At 72.0% G+C, this 16744-nt stretch carries 17 protein-coding genes; 14 read left to right on the top strand and 3 right to left on the bottom strand.

Translation table 11 applies throughout. The features are described 5' to 3' along the window. Positions 1-14 precede the first annotated feature (14 nt). From ACFWV8_RS33700 to ACFWV8_RS33645, 12 genes are all read left to right on the top strand, one after another. Positions 15-956 (top strand): ABC transporter ATP-binding protein, encoded by a 942-nt coding sequence (locus tag ACFWV8_RS33700; protein WP_384213220.1) that lies wholly within the window; start codon positions 15-17, stop codon positions 954-956. Next, positions 953-1729: an ABC transporter permease subunit gene (locus tag ACFWV8_RS33695; RefSeq protein ID WP_384213218.1), complete on the top strand. Its 777-nt coding sequence runs from the start codon at positions 953-955 to the stop codon at positions 1727-1729. Before ACFWV8_RS33700 ends, ACFWV8_RS33695 begins: the two co-directional genes overlap by 4 nt. A gap of 145 nt (positions 1730-1874) precedes the next feature. Further along, positions 1875-2003 carry a lasso RiPP family leader peptide-containing protein gene (locus tag ACFWV8_RS33690; protein WP_329390022.1) on the top strand — a complete coding sequence of 43 codons (129 nt, stop codon included), beginning with the start codon at positions 1875-1877 and terminating at the stop codon, positions 2001-2003. Between the two features lie 313 nt (positions 2004-2316). Then, a complete protein-coding gene (locus ACFWV8_RS33685) occupies positions 2317-4149 on the top strand; it encodes an asparagine synthase-related protein (protein WP_384213213.1) in 1833 nt (610 codons plus the stop codon). Next, positions 4146-4406: a lasso peptide biosynthesis PqqD family chaperone gene (locus ACFWV8_RS33680; protein ID WP_329390026.1), complete on the top strand. Its 261-nt coding sequence runs from the start codon at positions 4146-4148 to the stop codon at positions 4404-4406. The genes ACFWV8_RS33685 and ACFWV8_RS33680 overlap by 4 nt, the downstream gene beginning before the upstream one ends. Then, positions 4403-4831 (top strand): lasso peptide biosynthesis B2 protein, encoded by a 429-nt coding sequence (locus tag ACFWV8_RS33675; protein ID WP_384213209.1) that lies wholly within the window; start codon positions 4403-4405, stop codon positions 4829-4831. Before ACFWV8_RS33680 ends, ACFWV8_RS33675 begins: the two co-directional genes overlap by 4 nt. Beyond that, positions 4828-5811, top strand: a complete 984-nt coding sequence (locus ACFWV8_RS33670) for an ATP-binding cassette domain-containing protein (protein WP_384213206.1) — start codon at positions 4828-4830, stop codon at positions 5809-5811. Before ACFWV8_RS33675 ends, ACFWV8_RS33670 begins: the two co-directional genes overlap by 4 nt. 6 nt (positions 5812-5817) lie before the next feature. Then, positions 5818-6720, top strand: a complete 903-nt coding sequence (locus tag ACFWV8_RS33665) for an ABC transporter permease (RefSeq protein ID WP_384213203.1) — start codon at positions 5818-5820, stop codon at positions 6718-6720. Positions 6721-6805: 85 nt separating this feature from the next. Then, complete coding sequence (locus ACFWV8_RS33660) at positions 6806-8032, top strand: sensor histidine kinase (protein WP_384213201.1); 1227 nt, start codon at positions 6806-6808, stop codon at positions 8030-8032. Further along, positions 8029-8718: a response regulator gene (locus tag ACFWV8_RS33655; protein ID WP_384213198.1), complete on the top strand. Its 690-nt coding sequence runs from the start codon at positions 8029-8031 to the stop codon at positions 8716-8718. The genes ACFWV8_RS33660 and ACFWV8_RS33655 overlap by 4 nt, the downstream gene beginning before the upstream one ends. A 128-nt stretch (positions 8719-8846) precedes the next feature. Then, a complete protein-coding gene (locus ACFWV8_RS33650; RefSeq protein WP_384213196.1) occupies positions 8847-9635 on the top strand; it encodes a hypothetical protein in 789 nt (262 codons plus the stop codon). Further along, positions 9635-10438: a hypothetical protein gene (locus ACFWV8_RS33645; protein WP_384213193.1), complete on the top strand. Its 804-nt coding sequence runs from the start codon at positions 9635-9637 to the stop codon at positions 10436-10438. Before ACFWV8_RS33650 ends, ACFWV8_RS33645 begins: the two co-directional genes overlap by 1 nt. On the opposite strand, the gene ACFWV8_RS33640 is transcribed toward ACFWV8_RS33645, so the two are convergent. The 3 genes from ACFWV8_RS33640 to ACFWV8_RS33630 all read right to left on the bottom strand — a co-directional run bounded on the left by ACFWV8_RS33640 (position 10408) and on the right by ACFWV8_RS33630 (position 14206). Further along, positions 10408-11154 (bottom strand): BTAD domain-containing putative transcriptional regulator, encoded by a 747-nt coding sequence (locus tag ACFWV8_RS33640; RefSeq protein ID WP_384213190.1) that lies wholly within the window; start codon positions 11152-11154, stop codon positions 10408-10410. The genes ACFWV8_RS33645 and ACFWV8_RS33640 overlap by 31 nt on opposite strands. Before the next feature lie 155 nt (positions 11155-11309). Then, positions 11310-13214, bottom strand: coding sequence for an AAA family ATPase (locus tag ACFWV8_RS33635; protein ID WP_384213185.1), 1905 nt, complete (start codon positions 13212-13214; stop codon positions 11310-11312). A gap of 362 nt (positions 13215-13576) precedes the next feature. Next, positions 13577-14206: a uridine kinase gene (locus tag ACFWV8_RS33630; RefSeq protein WP_384213182.1), complete on the bottom strand. Its 630-nt coding sequence runs from the start codon at positions 14204-14206 to the stop codon at positions 13577-13579. Between the two features lie 186 nt (positions 14207-14392). On the opposite strand from ACFWV8_RS33630, the gene ACFWV8_RS33625 reads away from it, so the two are divergent. Next, positions 14393-15805, top strand: coding sequence for a peptidase C39 family protein (locus tag ACFWV8_RS33625; RefSeq protein ID WP_384213180.1), 1413 nt, complete (start codon positions 14393-14395; stop codon positions 15803-15805). Positions 15806-15901: 96 nt separating this feature from the next. Continuing rightward, positions 15902-16558, top strand: coding sequence for a TetR/AcrR family transcriptional regulator (locus ACFWV8_RS33620; RefSeq protein WP_384213177.1), 657 nt, complete (start codon positions 15902-15904; stop codon positions 16556-16558). Positions 16559-16744 lie beyond the last annotated feature (186 nt).

Genomic DNA, 16744 nt, shown 5'->3' with positions numbered 1-16744 from the left:
AGAGCGTGACGGGCATGATCGAGGTTGAAGAACTGACGAAGCGTTACGGGGACACGGTCGCCGTCGACGGTCTGAGCTTCCGGGTCGGTCCCGGGCATGTGACCGGATTCCTCGGGCCCAACGGCGCCGGCAAGTCCACCACCATGCGCAGCCTGCTCGGCCTGGACCGGCCCACCTCCGGCCGGGCCCTCATCGACGGCCGGCCCTACCGGGACATCCCCCGGCCGCTGTGTTCCGTCGGCGCGCTGCTGGACGCCAGAGGGCTGCACGGCAGCCGGACGGCGTACGGGCATCTGCTCGGGCTCGCGCGCAGCAACCGCATCCCACGCGCCCGGGTGCGTGAGGTCATCGGCATGACGGGGCTGGACGACGCGGCGGACAAGCGGACGGGCGGCTTCTCGCTGGGCATGGCGCAGCGCCTCGGCGTCGCGGCGTCGCTGCTCGGCGATCCTCCCGTCCTGCTCCTCGACGAACCGGTCAACGGCCTTGATCCTGAGGGCATCCTGTGGATCCGCGGGCTCATGAAGCGGCTCGCGGCCGAGGGCCGTACGGTCTTCGTCTCCAGCCATCTGATGAGCGAGATGGCGCTGACCGCCGAGCACCTGATCGTCATCGGGCGGGGCCGGCTGCTCGCCGACACCGACGTGGAGACCTTCATCGCGCGCAACTCCCGTTCGTACATCAGGATCCGCACCCCCGAGCGGGAGCGGATGAGGGACGTACTCGCCACGGCGGGCGTCATGACGGGGGAGGGACCCGACGGGACGCTGGAGGCGTCCGGGGTCTCCCTGGAGACGGTGGGCGAGCTGATCGCCGGGAACGGGGTGGTCGTTCACGAGGTCAGCCCCCAGACGGCCTCACTGGAGGAGGCGTTCATGCGACTGACGGCGGACGCGGTGGAGTTCCGGGCGGACAGCGGGACCCCGGCGCCCCTGGCCGAGGAGGAGTCCCGGTGAGTACGGCATCCGCACGGGCGGCCGTCGCCTTCGAATGGACCAAGGTCCGCACCCTGCGCCAACTGGTGTGGAGCTGGGTCCTCTGCCTTCTCCTCAGCGTCGCGATCGCGCTGCTCTTCGGCGTCTTCCTGAGGGGCGCGTACGACGACATGAGCGCGGAGGGCAAGGCGTCTTTCGACCCGATCGGCTCGGGTTTCAACGGGCTGCGCCTCAGCATGATCGCCCTCGTCGTCTTCGGTGTGCTCATGGTCAGCACCGAGTACACGACGGGCACCATCCGTGCCTCGCTCGCCGCGGTGCCCCGGCGCGGACTCTTCTACGCGGCGAAGGTGCTGACCGGTACGGCGCTCGCGCTGGGCGTCTCCGCCGTCGTCGTGGTGGTCACGTTCTTCACCGCGCAGGCGGCGATCGGCAGCCGGCTCAACGTGTCGGTGACCGACGACGGGGCGCTCCGCGCGATCGTGGGCTCGGTCATCTACATGACGCTGCTCTGCGCCTTCTCCATGGGGCTGGCGACGGTCCTGCGCAGCCCCTCGCTGACGCTGGGCATCCTGGTCCCGCTGTTCTTCATCGTGTCGGAGATCCTGAACAACCTGCCGAAGGTGAAGACGGTCGCACAGTTCCTGCCCGACGCCGCCGGCGGGATCGTCCTGCGTACGACGCCGCCGGACGACACCGTGCTCGGCCCCTGGAGCGGACTGCTGGTGCTGCTGGCCTGGACCGTGCTGTCGGTGCTCGCGGGCCTCGTGGCCATCAGGCGGCGCGACGCCTGACGGCCACCGGGCGCGGGACGCGGACGGGACCTCGTGCCCAGGAGCCCGGGACCGCGGGCCGCCTACGTTGAGGGCGCTCGGAGGAGCGGTGACCCGCCCTGCGGGAGACCGCTCCCAACACCCGCGACACCAAGGATGGTGGGACATGACCGCACATGAGGAGATCTACGAGCCGCCGCTGCTCGTCGAGGTCGGTGACTTCGAGGAGCTGACGCTGGGGCTCGGCCCCGCGGACTGCCAGGACGTCTTCACCGGAGACGCCTGGTTCTGCTGAGCGTGCGACACCCGGCCGCGCGATCGGTTCCACGCGGCCGAGAGCCTGTCGGGTGACCTCTGATCGGGCGTCCACGCCCTGGCACGCACGCTTCCCGCGTTGCCGAAATGCCCAAGTAGCTCCGCTACAAGGGCATCCCGGCGCCTTGGAATCGCGCGCACCAGACCGCGTCCGCTATCCGATCGAAGGCCACCCGACAGGCTCTGAGGCGGCGGTGCGGCCCCACCGTGACACACGGGTCCGCACCGCCGCTCTTCCCGCTCCCGCCACTCCCCGTCCACCGCGGGGGAGTCCGTACTCCGGAGAAGGACACATGGAGTTTCTGATCCTTCCTGACTGCCGGTCCGCCGAGCCCGTCGTCCGGGCCGCCGCACGCCCCGGCCTCCGCGTCGTCCCGCACGCGTCGGGCCGCCCCTGGCTGGTGGGGGACTGGGACGACGGGCAGTGCACCCTCATCACGTCCGGGACCCGGTCGCTCGCGCTGCTGGGGCACACCCGCGCCGACGCCGGGGCCGCCACCAGGGCGCTGCGCGGGGCGAGTTCGCCGGACGGTCTCGACGCCCTGGCGCGGAGTCTGCCGGGCAGTTTCCATCTGGCGGCCTCCTTCGACGGACGGACCCGTACGCAGGGATCGCTGTCCACCGCCCGCCAGGTCTTCCACACCACGGTCCACGGCGTGACAGTGGCGGCGGACAGTCCCGCCGGCCTCGTCACGCTGACCGGTGCGCGGATCGACGACGACGCCCTGGCCCTTCAGTTGCTCCAGCCGATCCCGCACCCGCTGACGTCCCGTCCGCTCTGGCAGGGCGTCGAGTCCCTGGGCGTCGGCCACTGGCTGGAGGTCCTGCCCGACGGCACCCACCGCTCCAGGCACTGGTGGTCGCCGCCCGCCGCCGAGGTTCCTCTCTCGGAGGCGGCCGGGACGATACGCGACGCGCTGGCCGACTCCGTCGCGGCCCGCGCCCACGGCCAGGACGTCCTCAGCGCCGACCTCTCCGGAGGGCTCGACTCCACCAGTCTCTGTTTCCTGGCCGCCGCCTCGGACATCCCCCTGGTCACCAACCACTGGAAGCCCAGGGACGAGGCAAACGCCGACACCGAGTGGGCCCGCATCGCCGCCGCGTCCCTGCCCTCCGCCAGACACCGGTTCGTCGAGACGAAGGACGCGCCCGACTGGTACGACGCGCAGGCGCGGCGGGCCACCGGCCGCGACGACGTGGAGGGCCCGCTCCTCTTCAGCCGCAACCGCGCGCACATGGAACAGCTGGCACAGGACGCCGCCGGCGACGGCGCTGCGGTCCATCTCATCGGGCTCGGCGGCGACGAACTGTTCGGCGTCGCACCGCTGTTCGCCTGGTCGCTGATCCGCCGCAATCCGCTGCTCGGCATCCGGATGGCCCACCGGTTCGGCGCGGTCAACCGATGGAGCCTGGCCACGACGGTGCGCAGCGTCGCCGACCGCACCTCGTTCGCGCACTCGCTGGACCTGGCGGCCCGGCAGCTCGACGCCCCGCAGCCGCCCCGGTTCCACCCGCCCGTGAGCTGGGGCCGCGGCGACCCGCGGATGCCCCCCTGGGTGACGCGCGACGCGGTCGAGTCCGTACGGCGCCGGCTCCGCGAGGCGGCTGCGGCACAACCGCCACCGCTGGACCGCGACCGGGTGCAGCACCAGACCGTCGAGGTCGTGGTCCAGAGCGGGCACGGGGCCCGCCAGCTCAGCCGTGCGCTACGGCCCTACGGGGTGGAGTTCGAGGCCCCGTTCCTCGACGACCGGGTACTGGAGGCCGCGCTCTCGGTGCGGGTCAGGGACCGGGTCGTACCGGGGAAGTACAAGCCGGTGCTCGTGGCGTCCATGCGGGGCACGGTGCCCGACGCGGTGCTCGACCGCCGCGACAAGGGCTCGTTCGGCAGGGAGGCGTACGAGGGCCTCTACCGCAACCGCGAGCGGCTCGCCGGGCTCTGCGCGGATCTGCGCCTCGCCGACCGGGGCCTGGTCGACGCGGATGCCCTGCGCACCGCGCTGCTCAGTCCCGTGCCCGACGTCCGCGGCCTCGGCCCGTTCGAGACCACCCTGTCCTGCGAGACCTGGCTGCGTTCCCCCAGTTCCACCCCGCACATCCCCGCACCGGCAGGAGGAGTCCGATGACATACCGGCTTCAGCCCGATGTCGTGGTCAAGGACGTCGAGGACGGCGCGGTCCTGCTCGACCAGCGCGACGGCCGCTACTGGCAGCTCAACCGGACCGGCGCCGCCGTACTGCGGCTGGCACTCGAAGGCAGGTCGCCCGAGGAGACCACCGAGGCCCTGGCCGCCGGGCGCGCGGACCGCGCGGAGCGCGTCGGGTCCGATGTCCGGGCGCTGCTGGGCGCGTTGGCCGAAGCCCGGCTGGTGGTACGCGCATGAGCATGCCCGTGGTCTCGGAGAGCCGGTCGCCGCTCGTCTGGCACCGGCACATCACGGCCCGCTGCGCGGTCGTCGCGGCGCGGGCCCTGGTACGTATGCCCCCCAAACGGCTGCGCCGTTTCCTGGAGTTGACGGCGCGCGGCACCCGGCCCGCCACGGCGGCGCAGGCGCTCGCCGCGAGGACCGCCGTCGTATCGGTCAGCGCGCGCTGCGCCGGGCAGGGCTGCCTCCAGCGGTCGGTGGCCACGGTGCTGCTGTGCCGACTGCGCGGCCGGTGGCCCGACTGGTGCACCGGCATCCGCACCCAGCCGTTCCGGGCCCACGCGTGGGTCGAGGCGGAGGGCGGCGCGGTCGGCGAGCCCGGGGACACCTCGCTCTACCACACGATGGTCAGCGTCCGCTGCCCCGCCGGGCGGCCCCGGTGAGCGCGGCGGCGGGCGGCGAAGCCGCGGTCCTGACCCGGGGCCTGCGCAAGACGTACGGGACGAGTGAGGCGGTCGTCGACCTGGACCTGACCGTGCCCGCAGGGGAGATGTACGGCTTCCTCGGCCCCAACGGGGCGGGCAAGAGCACCACCATCGGCATGCTCTGCACCCTGCTCAGGCCCTCCGCGGGCGAGGCACGGGTCGCCGGTCACGATGTGGCGAAGGAACCCGCCGAGGTGCGCGCCAGGATCGGACTGGTCTTCCAGGAATCCACGCTCGACGGCGAACTGACCGCCAGGGAGAACCTGCGGTTCCAGGCCGAGCTGTTCGGCATCCCCCGCGCACGGGCCCGGAAGACCATCGGCGACCTGCTCGAACTCGTGGAACTGGCCCACCGCGCGGACAGCCCCGTACGGACCTTCTCCGGCGGGATGCGGCGCCGGCTGGAGATCGCACGGGGGCTGCTCCACACCCCGCGCGTGCTGTTCCTGGACGAACCCACCACGGGCCTGGACCCGCAGACCCGGGTCGCGATCTGGGACCATCTGCACCGGCTGAGGCGCGAGCAGGACATCACCGTCTTCCTGACGACCCATCACCTGGAAGAGGCCGAGCACTGCGACCGGATCGCCATCATGGACAACGGCGAACTGGTCGTCGAGGGCGACCCCGCAGGACTCAAGGCGGTCGTCGGCGCGGATCTGGTGACCCTGCGCACCGGTGACGACGAGGCCGCGGCCCGTGCCGTACGCGAGCGGTTCGGCCTGGACACCGACACGGGCCCGGACGGGGTACGCCTCAGGGCCCCCGACGGCGCCGCCTTCGTCCCCCGGCTCTGCGCCGAACTGTCCGTCCCCGTCCACTCGGTGACCGTCACCCCGCCCTCGCTGGACGACGCGTTCCTCCACTACACAGGCCGCACCATCCGGGAGGCCGACAACGCCACCACCGGACCGGCCGCCTTCGCACCGAGGAGGTAACGGCCCATGGCCGACATAACGACCCACGGCACCGCGACGGCGGCCGAAGACCGGCCGGCCCCCGCGCCGTCCGGCGCACCGGGACCGCCCGCGCCGCCCGGCGCCGGCGGAGGCCCGGCCCGGGACCTGCGGACCGTCTCCGTCCTCTGGCGGCGCGAGACGATCCGGTTCAGCCGGAACCGGGTGCGGATCGCCATGAGCCTGCTCACCCCGCTGATGTTCCTGCTCATCCTCGGAACCGGGCTGAACGCGGCGATGGAGGAGGAGACCCTGAGCGACTTCCGCGCCTTCCTCTTCCCCGGCGTCCTGCTGATGTCCGTGCAGGCGCCCGCCATCGCCGTCGGCGCCTCCATCGTCTGGGACCGCCGCTCCGGATACCTCCGGCAGATGCTGGTCGCCCCCGTCAGGCGCAGCGCCATCCTGGTCGGGATCTGTCTCGGCGGTGCCACGTCGGGTGCGGCGTACGGCCTGCTGGTACTGCTGCTCGCCGGGGTCGCCGATGTCCCGTACAACCCCCAACTCCTGCTGGTCCTGCTCGAACTGGCCCTGATCTCGTTCTCCTTCACCTCGCTGGGCGTGGTCGCCGCCGTCTGCATCCGGCGGCCGGAGACCTTCCAGGTGGCCGTGAGCATGTGCATGATGCCGCTCTTCTTCCTGTCGGGCGCCATGTTCCCCGCCGGAGGTCTGCCGGGCTGGCTCGGTACGGCGGTGACGCTCAACCCCATGACTTACGCGGTCGACGCGCTGCGCCGCACGCTCCCGGGGGACGCGGCGACGGTGGGTGGCGGCGGGACGAGTCCGCAGTGGTGGGGATGGACCCCGCCGGTCCCGCTGGAGGTCGGTCTGGTCGCGCTGCTGGCGCTGGTGGCCCTGGCCGCGGCGACCCGCCGGTTCTCCCGGGTGGAGTGAGCGTCGTACAGGGCCGGGAATCCGACCCGGGGATGACGTTCCGTGGACGGAGGCGGGGCCGTGGAGATGCCGTTAGGGTCGGTGGATGTCTCGTGCGGAACCCCGCTCCCTCTACACCCGAAACCTGACATACCGTCAACTGCTCGCCGTGGACGCCCTGCTGGCGATCGGCTATGTGGCCCTGCTCATACTGCTGCGCCACGCGGGACAGCCACCCGCGCCGCTCCGCCACGACCTGCCCGGCTGGGTGGCGGACGCGCTGATCGTGGCCTCGGGACTGCCGCTCACGGTACGGAGACTCTGGCCCCTGACCGTCCTGGCGGTCGTCCTCACGGCGTCGTCGGCGTCCCTGCTGATCGGCATCGTGGAAGACCCCTTCATCGTCGTCGCGTTCGCCCTCTACCCGGTCGCCCTCGCCAGGCCCGTGCGGAACTCGGTGCCCCTCGCCACGGCCGGGCTGCTCGGTCTCGCCGGACTGATCGCGGCGAAACCCGACACCACCTCCGCCTACTGGTGGCTGAACGGACCTGGACCGCTCCTGATCGGCTGGACCCTCATCGCGGGTGTCTGGGCGCTCGGCAGCGCCGTACGGGAACGCCGCGCCTACGCCGTCCGCGCCGCCGACCAGCTCACCGCGCGCGCGGCGGCGGGGGAGCGCCTGCGCATCGCCCGTGAACTGCACGACATCGTCGCCCACAGCCTCGGCGTCATCGCGGTCAAGGCCGCGGTGGCGAACCACGTCGTGAACACCCGCCCCGAGGAGGTCCCCGACGCGCTGCGCGTCATCGAGACCACCAGCAGGGACGCCCTCACCGAGATGCGGCATCTGCTCGGCGTCCTGCGCTCGGACGAGTACGGCGCAGGCACTCCCGCCGACCTCGGTCCCTCCCCCGGCCCCGAAGGACTCTCCGGACTCGCCGAGCGTGCCGAACTGGCCGGGCTGCGCGTGGACATGGAGGTGACGGGCACGGACCGGCTGCCCGAGGCGATGGGACTCACCGTCTACCGCATCGTGCAGGAAGCCCTGACCAACGCCGCACGGCACGCGGCCCCGGCACACTGCCACGTCCTCGTCGAGACCACCGCGCACGAGGTACGGATCGACGTGACCGACGAAGGACGCGCCCCCCGGGGCGGACCGATGCCACCCGGCACCCCCGCGGGCGGCGGGCACGGCCTGATCGGCATGCGCGAACGGGTCGCCATGTACGGCGGCGCCTTCAGCGCCGGGGCACGCGCCGACGGCGGCTTCGCCGTCTCCGCCAGGATTCCCCGTGAACCGTCCCCGAGGCCGGGCGGAGTGACGGTATGAGCGAACCGGTCCGCGTACTGGTCGCCGACGACCAGGCGCTGCTGCGCGGCAGCTTCCGGGTCCTGGTCGACAACGAACCCGGCTTCACCGTCGTCGGGGAGGCGGCCACGGGCGCGCAGGCGGTCGATCTCGCCCGCGAGGAACGCCCCGACGTCGTCCTCATGGACGTCCGGATGCCGGAGATGGACGGCATCGAGGCGACCCGGCGGATCTGCGGGGCATCCGGGACCGCGGGCGTACGGGTCCTCATGCTGACCATGTTCGACCTCGACAGTTACGTCTACGCCGCGCTGCGCGCCGGGGCCAGCGGATTCCTGCTGAAGGACGTACCGCCCGCCGACCTGCTCACCGGCATCCGCGTGGTCGCCGCCGGCGAAGGGTTGCTGGCGCCGTCCGTGACCCGTCGGCTGATCACCGAGTTCGTCAGCGGTCCCGAGCCGGTCCACCGGCCGCCCCGGCGGCTCGACGGGGTCACCGACCGGGAGCGTGAAGTCCTCACCCTTGTCGCGCGGGGACTGTCGAACGCGGAGATCTCCGTACGGCTGCGGCTGAGCGTGGCCACCGTGAAGACCCATGTGAGCCATCTGCTGACCAAGCTCGACAGCCGTGACCGTGCCCAACTGGTCATCGCCGCCTACGAGACGGGGCTGGTCTCGGCCGCGCCGCGCCGGCCCGTCGAAGGCTGACCCGGGGCTGACCCGGCCGGGAACGTATAGAAAACCGCACAGCGGAACGACCGGAAGGCGTATAGCCGCCCTTCCTACGCTCCTGACCACGACGGAAAAGCGTGTCTTCAGGAGAAGGGCGGCCCACTGTGCCGACAGAGGTCAACCGACGACTGCTCCTCCGGAGCTCACTGGGCGGCGCCGCCGCACTCGGGCTGGTGGCGGCAGGCGCCCCGTCCGCCGCCGCGGCCCCGCCAGGCCGGCGGGATCCCGGGCTCCCCGACGTGCCCGGCATGCGGGGCGACCGCAGGGCCAACGAGTTCTGGCACGTCTACGACGAGAAGACCTACTACGACGCCTCCCAGGAGGTGACGGACGCCTACGCGGCCATCAGCGCCTACACGGGGCCGCCCTTCGAACGCACCCTGCGCGAGAAGTGGTGGGAACTGGTCAAGCTGCCCGACTACCCGGCCAACTTCACGGCGTTCGTCGAGCCGATCAGAGAACCGCTCGAACTGCTCTCGCGCGTCCAGCTCGACGTCGCCGACACCTACTACGGCAATCGCCACCACGAACTGGTCAGGGCCTACGGCTGGTTCGGCGAAGGAGTGCTCTTCGACCCGCGCGGCCACGCCCCGTATCTCGTCCACACCATGAACACCGTCGGGGACGAGCCCCCGCGCGCCTACCACACCTGGTACGTCGTCCTGCGGGCCATGATGCTGCTGGACATCGAACCGCGCCGCTGGGAGCTGTCCGCACGCGCCCTCGGCTGGGCCTGGGCCCTCCAGACCGTCGCCAAACCGGCCCAGGACAAGGTCAATCCGCCACTGCCGCGCGCGACCGTGGCGCGGCTGGCCGCCTCCTGGCTGCCTCGCGGCGTCGAGCGCCTCGACCAGGACTTCCAGTCGTTCTGGCTGCCGGAAGGGATGAGCTGATGCCCGCCCGGGGACGACGGCGGATCCTGCGGACGGCGCTCGGCGTCGGCGCGGCCGGGGCGCTGGGAGCGGCGGGCGCCCTCCCGGCAGCGGCGGCAGCATCAGGCCGGGGAGGCGACGACCTCCCCCCGGTCCCGGGCATGCTCGGCGACCGGCGGGCCAACGAGTTCTGGTACCTGTTCGACGAAGCCACCCTCCACCACCCGACGCAGGAGTTCACCGAGGCCTTCCGGGCGCTGATCGCGGTCCTCGGCACGGGCTGGGACGTCACACTCCTGCGCACCTGGCTCGACATGGTCAACTCGCCCGACTATCCCCGCGACTTCACCGACTGGGCGACACCGCTGAAGGAACCCCTGTCCGTGATCTCGCGCGTCCAGCTCGAAGTGATCGACGCCGTCTACCGCCGGCACGACCACCGGCTGGCCCAGGCCTTCGGCTGGTTCGGCCAGGGCGTCCTCTTCGACCCGCGCACCGGGAAACCCCATGTGATGACCGGCGATCCGCCCGGCGGCTACCCGGTCTGGCACGTGACCCTCCGCGCGATGATGTTCCTCGGCATCTCACCGGGGCGCTGGGCCGAGATCGCCCCGCTCAACGCCTTCGGCTGCGCCGTGCAGCTCACCGCCGATCCCGACCAGCAGAACGTCAACCCGCCCCTGCCCCGGGCCACGGTACGGAAACTGGCCGCGTACTGGCTCCCGCGCGACCCCGCGCGGCTCGACGTGGACTTCCAGTCCTTCCCCTATCCGGAGTGGCCGCCGGAGCCCGGTCAGACGGCGTTCAGGCCGAGGCGCCCCTGAAGCACGGCGTGGTGGGTGGCGGTCAGCGCGGGCCCGGGATCGACCCCCAGTTCCTCGACGAGGATCCGGCGGCCCTCCTGGTACGCGGCCAGCGCCTCCGCCTGCCGCTCGCACCGGTAGAGGGCCGTCATCCACTGGGCGCGCAGCCGCTCCCGCAGGGGGTATCGGGCGACCAGGCCGGTGAGTTCGGGGACGAGCCCGCGGTGCTCACCGAGAGCCAGCTCGGCCTCGATCCGGCTCTCCAGCGCCGAGGTCCGCGCCTCGTCCAGCTGGGGCACCTCGGCGTCCCTCAGCTGCTGGGTGGCGCCGTCGAGAGCGGGCCCGCGCCAGAGCCCCAGCGCGGAGCGCAGGAGCGGCGCCGCCACTTCCGGCCGGCCCGCGCGCAGCGCCTCGTGCCCCGCGCGGGCGAGCCGGTCGAACTCGGCCGCGTCCACGAACCCGTCGATGACCCCGAGCCGGTAACTGCTCCCCATCCTGCGCAGCTCGGCGGCCGGCCCGAGCCGGGTCCGCAGCCGGGAGGCGTACGTGCAGAGCTGCGCGCCGACCGTGGCCGGGGCGCGCCCTCCCCACATCACCGACGTGAGACGGTCGTCGGACAGGGGCCGCCCGCCCGCCAGCAGCAGGGCGGCGAGCATCGTCCGCTGCTTCCGGCCGGGCACAGGGATCTCCCGCCCCGCCGAGGTCACCCGTACCGGACCGAGCACACTGAATTCCACTGTGTTCCCCCATTGCTTCCGGTCGCCCCGAGCCCTCCCGGTACGCGCGGGAGCAGCGCCGGTCGCGACGGCAGATCCGCACAGTAGATCCGCCCAGGTCCCGGGTTCCCGGGGCCGAGGTCCCGGTTGAGTACCAGGACCTGGCCGGACACGCCCTACAGACCCGGCGGTTCCTGAGGGCCCCGGTTCACCGGTCCCCGGCCCGACAGCACCTCGCCGTACGCCTGCATCAGATCCGGCAGCCGCAGCGTGGCCAGATCGTCGCGGCCCGGGGTGCCGCTGTAGCCGGAGAGCCGCAGATCGCGGTACGCGCAGCTCTTCTCGTACAGCGTGCGCAGGAAGCGGCCGTTGCCCAGCTCGTCGATCCAGCCCTGGTCGACCACATGGCCGCTGATGCTGCGCAGCTCGTCCAGCGACTCCTCGTCCCACACGTCGTCGTTCTCGGCGGCCAGCACCTCGCCGATCGCGGTGAGTTCGAGGGGGCGGTAGCTGGGGAAGTCGACGCGCGTCGTGAAGCGCGACGAGAGCCCGGGGTTGGTGGCGAGCAGCCGGTCCATGCCCTCCGGATAGCCGGCCAGTATCACCACGAGCTGGTTCCGGTTGTCCTCGGCGCGCTTCAGCAGCACCTGAAGGGCCTCGTCGCCGTACGCGTCGCCCTTGCTGTAACCGGAGTTGGCGAGGCTGTACGCCTCGTCGACGAAGAGCACCCCACCGATCGCCGAGTCGATCAGCTCGTTCGCCTTCACCGCCGTCTGGCCCAGGAACTCGCCCACCAGATCGGCCCGTTGGGCCTCCACCAGATGGTCGCCGCCGAGCAGCCCGAGCGCGTAGAAGACCCGGCCGAGGATGCGCGCCACGGTCGTCTTCCCGGTGCCCGAGGGGCCGGAGAAGACGAAGTGCCGTTTCGGCGGCTGGACGGGCAGCCCCTGGCCGGCCCGTAACCGCGCCATGTTGAGCTGCGCGGACAACGCCTTGACCTGCCGCTTGACCGGCTCCAGACCGACCATCCGCTCCAGCTCGGCGAGCGCATCGGCGAGCAGCACCGGATCCGTCGGACGGTCGGGGAACTGCGGGGGAGGGGCCTGGGCGGGTACCCGCGCCTTCTCCCGTATCCCCTCCGTCGGGTCGACGGGGTCCGGCGGCACACCCACCCCGTACGGGGACTGCGCGTCGACGCCCGGCCGCGGGTCGGGCCCCTGCGGATACTCGCCCTCGGCCTGCCCGTCCACCGTGTCCTGGCCGAAGCCGGCCAGCGCGACCGAGGCGAGACCGGCCGGGTCGTCCGCCCCGTCGTACCCGTCGGAGTCCGTGATCGCGGCGAGCCGGGCCGCGGTGTCCATGAAGGTGGGATCGATCCGGTGCACGGCCCGGTACAGCGGCAGGGCGGCGGCGCTGCGGCCGGTCCCCTCGTGCGCGCGGGCCAGCCAGTAGCGCAGCTCCTTGCGCTGCGGCTGCTCGCTGCGGCAGCGCATCAGCGAGGTCGAGAGCAGGGGCTCGGCCTGTCCGTACATCTCCAGCCGGACGCGCGCCATCCCGCCGAAGAGACCCGCCTCGATGCCCAGCAGCGGGTCGTTGACCAGGGATTCGGTGTGGCGCACCAACTGGTCCCAGTCCTTGACCAGATAGGCGCGGCAGGCGTGCAGGAAGCGCACATGCGGATCGGCGTCCACGGGCGGCAGTCCTGCGAGCGCCCGGTCCAGCTCGGGCACATGCCGGCCGTCGAGCCAGTGGGAGGCGTGCGCGAGCAGCAGATCGCGCCGGCTCTCCAGTACGGGCTGCACCCACCAGCCCAGCCAGTACCAGGAGTTGAGCGTACGGCGGTGGCGGGAGCGCTGTTCGCCGAAGCGGTCACGGTGGCGGTACATGTGCAGCAGCGCGGTCGTGGTGTCGATCCGCAGCGCGTGCAGCCCGAGCCAGCCGTCCGCCATCCCGGGATCGAGCCGTACGGCCTCCCGGAACTCCTCCTCCGCCTGTGGATAGGCCCCCATCGTGTAAGCATCCACACCACGCACCCACGCGAGATCGGCCGGGGCTCCAGCGCCCTGCGTGCCGATGTCCATCAGGCCCCCCACAAACCATGACCCCGTGATGTCCCGCCGGGCGGGCGCCCGTCGGCAGAGCGTGCTGAACCACCTTGTCGTGGACGGGAATTGACCCCACCAAGATGCATCGTACCTGCGCAGAGGGTGCGCGACTAAGGGCGCAGCCGTCCCGCCCGCACCGGTGACCCAGGGTGATCGCTGGGTGGGATGCGGTGCCGGGGAGGTGGCGAAGAGGGCAGAACGAAGCCCCCGATCACGGGGGAACAACCGGGGGCTTCGCGTCTGGGCAGCTCCGAAAAGCCGCACATTGAGAACGTAAGACCTGTCCCACCCCTTGGTCAAGCCGAGTTGAGGCCCCTTCGGGGCTGATTTCCGACTGCTCAGTACGGAGGAAACGGTTGCTCACCGTGGGTGACAGGGCGGTCCTGCGGTGCGGTCACAGGAGTTACTGGCAGCCACTTGTACCCCTCCTGCCACTCCCGTACCAGCACATCGGCGTACGGCCGCGACGGATCAGCCGCGAAATGGCTCGTCTCGGCCCGCGTCCAGCCGTCCCAGAAGGCCGAGAGGGCCGATCCGTCGCGCTCACGGCCCCGTTGCCAGGACTCCTCGGCGCCCCGGTCCATCCACAGCAGCCTCGCCAGCCACGGCCGTACCGCCGCCCGGCCCGCGCCCACCCCCTCGATCAGTACGACCGGCGCGGGGGGCAGCGGGCGGGGCGCGCGGAAGCGCCGCAGGGTCCAGTCGTACGGCGCGTACCGCGCGGAAGCCCCACGTGAGAGCGGTCCGAGCACATCCTCGGCGAGCCGCCCGGTCCAGTCGAAGAACGCCTCGTGCGTAGCCAGGTCGTCCAGTCGCAGCACGGGCGCCCCGCCGAGCGCGGCGGCGAGCCGCGTGGCGAAGGTGCTCTTGCCGGAACCGGCGTGGCCGTCGACCGCGACCAGGCGTACCGGCCCGCAGGAGGGCGGCAGCGCGCGCAGGGTCATGGCGGCTTCGGTGAGGTCGTCCACCCGGCCAGCCTATTGCGCGGGCGCTCGGAGACCGGGGCCGACCCGTGCCGGGCCCCGGGACGATCGGCATCACTGGTGGAGACCAATATTGGTCGGGCGACGCGTGGTGAATCGCTGGCAGAAGCCGTCCGGGACCCGGGATAGTTGACGGATTGTCGTGCACCAGACCAGTGACCCGGGGGTCCGATGAACAACCCAGCTCCGTCCCGGAACAGCTCGGCGTCGCGCCGTACGGTGCTCGCCACCGCCCTCGCCGCGGCCGGCGCGGGCGCCCTCTCCGCCGCCGCGCCCGCCATGGCGTCCGCGCCGTCCGCTTCCTTGGCACCGTCCGCCCGCCCCGGCCCGTCGGCCGCCGACCACCGGGCGGGCACTCCCGTGGACAACCGCTTCTGGAGCTCGTCCGCCGACTGGCGCGGCGGCACGGGCAACGGCACGAAGGTCCTGACCGGCGGCCGGTCCGGCCTGGTCGTCGCCACCCCCGCGGGCAGCACCGACTACGCAGACCCGCACACCGGCAGGACCACCACCTGGGAGTACGCGACCTGGACCTCGCCCGTCCACCGCTCCACGGTCCCGGCCACCGAGGCCATCGCCTCCTGGAACGCCGACACCCCCACGGGCACCTGGATCCAGACCGAGCTGCGCGGCACCTACTCGGACGGTGTCGCGACCCCCTGGTACGTGATGGGCCGCTGGGCGTCCGGGGACGGCGACATCCGCCGTACGTCCGTCGACGACCAGACGGACGACCGCAGCACCGTCTGGACCGACACCTTCTCCGTCGACGACCCGGCGAGCGGTCTGCGCCTCGCGTCGTACCAGCTGCGTCTGACGCTCTACCGCAAGCCGGGTACGACACTCACACCCACGGTCCACCGGGTCGGCGCGATGGCCTCGGACATCCCCGACCGCTTCACCGTCCCGGCCGCGGCGCACGCGGTGACGCGCGAGCTGACCGTGCCGCGCTACTCGCAGAACACGCACGTCGGTCAGTACCCGGAGTACGACAACGGCGGCGAGGCCTGGTGCAGCCCCACCTCCTCGCAGATGATCATCGAGTACTGGGGCCGTAAGCCCAGCGCGGCCGACCTGGCCTGGGTGAACCCGGACTTCGCCGACCCGCAGGTCTGCCACGCGGCCCGGTACACGTTCGACTACCAGTACGACGGCTGCGGCAACTGGCCCTTCAACGCGGCCTACGCGACGAGCTACCGGGACATGAACGCCGTCGTCACCCGGCTCGGCTCGCTCACCGACGTCGAGCGGCTGGTCCGCGCGGGCATCCCGGTCATCACCTCGCAGTCCTTCCTGGAGAAGGAGCTGACCGGCGCGGGCTACGGCACCTCCGGCCATCTGATGACCGTGATCGGTTTCACAGCCGCCGGCGACGTGATCGCCAACGACCCGGCCTCACCGAGCAACACGGCCGTACGCCGCATCTACAAGCGGCGCGAGTGGGAGAACATCTGGCTCCGCACGAAGCGGTACAACGCCGCGGGCACCGTCGTCTCGGGCACGGGCGGAGTCTGTTACCTCTACTGGCCCGTGGAGCCCACCGCGGCCCAGCGCAAGGCCCTGGCGGCCGTGGGCGTGCGCTGAGCCGCCGGACAGGGCGTCGACGCCGGTCCCGGCCCATGTCAGCGGGTCTGCAATACTGCGGATCTCCTGTGACGGCCGAGACTGGGAAGCGCGGACTTGAACAACAGGCAACAGCGTGGCGAGAGCGAGCGGGCCCAGATCCGCCGCTCCGAACTCATCGCCACCGGCCGTAAGTTGTTCGCCGACACGTCGTACGACGCCCTGTCCATGGACGACATCGCGCAGCACGCGGGGGTCGCCAAGGGCCTGATCTACTACTACTTCAAGAACAAGCGCGGCTATTACCTCGCCATCATCGAGGACTCGGTGATGGAGCTCGTCTCGCTCGCTTCGGGCGGCGGCGACCTGCCCAACACCCAGCGCGTGCAGCGCACCGTCGAGGCCTATCTCCGGTTCGCCGAGTTCAACGAGGCCGCGTACCGCACGATCATCACCGGCGGTGTGGGCTTCGACACCCAGGTGCAGGCGATCCGCGACGCCGTGCGTACGGGACTGGTCTCCACCGTCGCCGAGGGCGCGTACGGCCGCCAGGACATCCCGCCGATCGCCAGACTCGCCCTGCTGGGCTGGCTCAGCAGCGTCGAGTGGCTGACCCTCGAATGGCTTGAGCACCGCGAGGAGCTGCCCCGGGAGATACCGCGCGATCTGCTGGTGCGGATGCTGCGGCACACGCTCGACACGATCGAGGAGTTCGCGCCGGACTGCCCGGCACCCCCGGCGGACCCGGACTTCCACCCGTACACCGGTCTGTGAGACACCCGTGAACGGCGAAGGCGCCGGACGAGCCCGTGTCGGGCCCGTCCGGCGCCTACCGCAAGGCTAGGTCCTGTCCGGGCGATCTTCGCCGGGCCCGGAACGCCTGGCACGGCACCTCGCCGCGTTGGCGAAGTGCCCACAGGAAACCGCCCAGCGGGCACATCGGCGCCGTGCGGTGCACCG

Source organism: Streptomyces sp. NPDC058665, assembly GCF_042714995.1.
In the GTDB taxonomy this organism is placed as follows: domain Bacteria; phylum Actinomycetota; class Actinomycetes; order Streptomycetales; family Streptomycetaceae; genus Streptomyces.
The sequence above is the reverse complement of the archived record's forward strand: the minus strand, read 5'-3'. Positions and strand labels throughout refer to the sequence as shown.

Bases quoted from the DNA above. Each gene is read 5' to 3' on its own strand.
- ACFWV8_RS33700 (WP_384213220.1), top strand. From the start codon at position 15: ATGATCGAGGTTGAAGAACTGACGAAGCGTTACGGGGACACGGTCGCC.
- ACFWV8_RS33690 (WP_329390022.1), top strand. From the start codon at position 1,875: ATGACCGCACATGAGGAGATCTACGAGCCGCCGCTGCTCGTCGAGGTC.
- ACFWV8_RS33685 (WP_384213213.1), top strand. From the start codon at position 2,317: ATGGAGTTTCTGATCCTTCCTGACTGCCGGTCCGCCGAGCCCGTCGTC.
- ACFWV8_RS33680 (WP_329390026.1), top strand. From the start codon at position 4,146: ATGACATACCGGCTTCAGCCCGATGTCGTGGTCAAGGACGTCGAGGAC.
- ACFWV8_RS33675 (WP_384213209.1), top strand. From the start codon at position 4,403: ATGAGCATGCCCGTGGTCTCGGAGAGCCGGTCGCCGCTCGTCTGGCAC.
- ACFWV8_RS33665 (WP_384213203.1), top strand. From the start codon at position 5,818: ATGGCCGACATAACGACCCACGGCACCGCGACGGCGGCCGAAGACCGG.
- ACFWV8_RS33660 (WP_384213201.1), top strand. From the start codon at position 6,806: ATGTCTCGTGCGGAACCCCGCTCCCTCTACACCCGAAACCTGACATAC.
- ACFWV8_RS33655 (WP_384213198.1), top strand. From the start codon at position 8,029: ATGAGCGAACCGGTCCGCGTACTGGTCGCCGACGACCAGGCGCTGCTG.
- ACFWV8_RS33645 (WP_384213193.1), top strand. From the start codon at position 9,635: ATGCCCGCCCGGGGACGACGGCGGATCCTGCGGACGGCGCTCGGCGTC.
- ACFWV8_RS33635 (WP_384213185.1), bottom strand. From the start codon at position 13,214: ATGGACATCGGCACGCAGGGCGCTGGAGCCCCGGCCGATCTCGCGTGG.
- ACFWV8_RS33625 (WP_384213180.1), top strand. From the start codon at position 14,393: ATGAACAACCCAGCTCCGTCCCGGAACAGCTCGGCGTCGCGCCGTACG.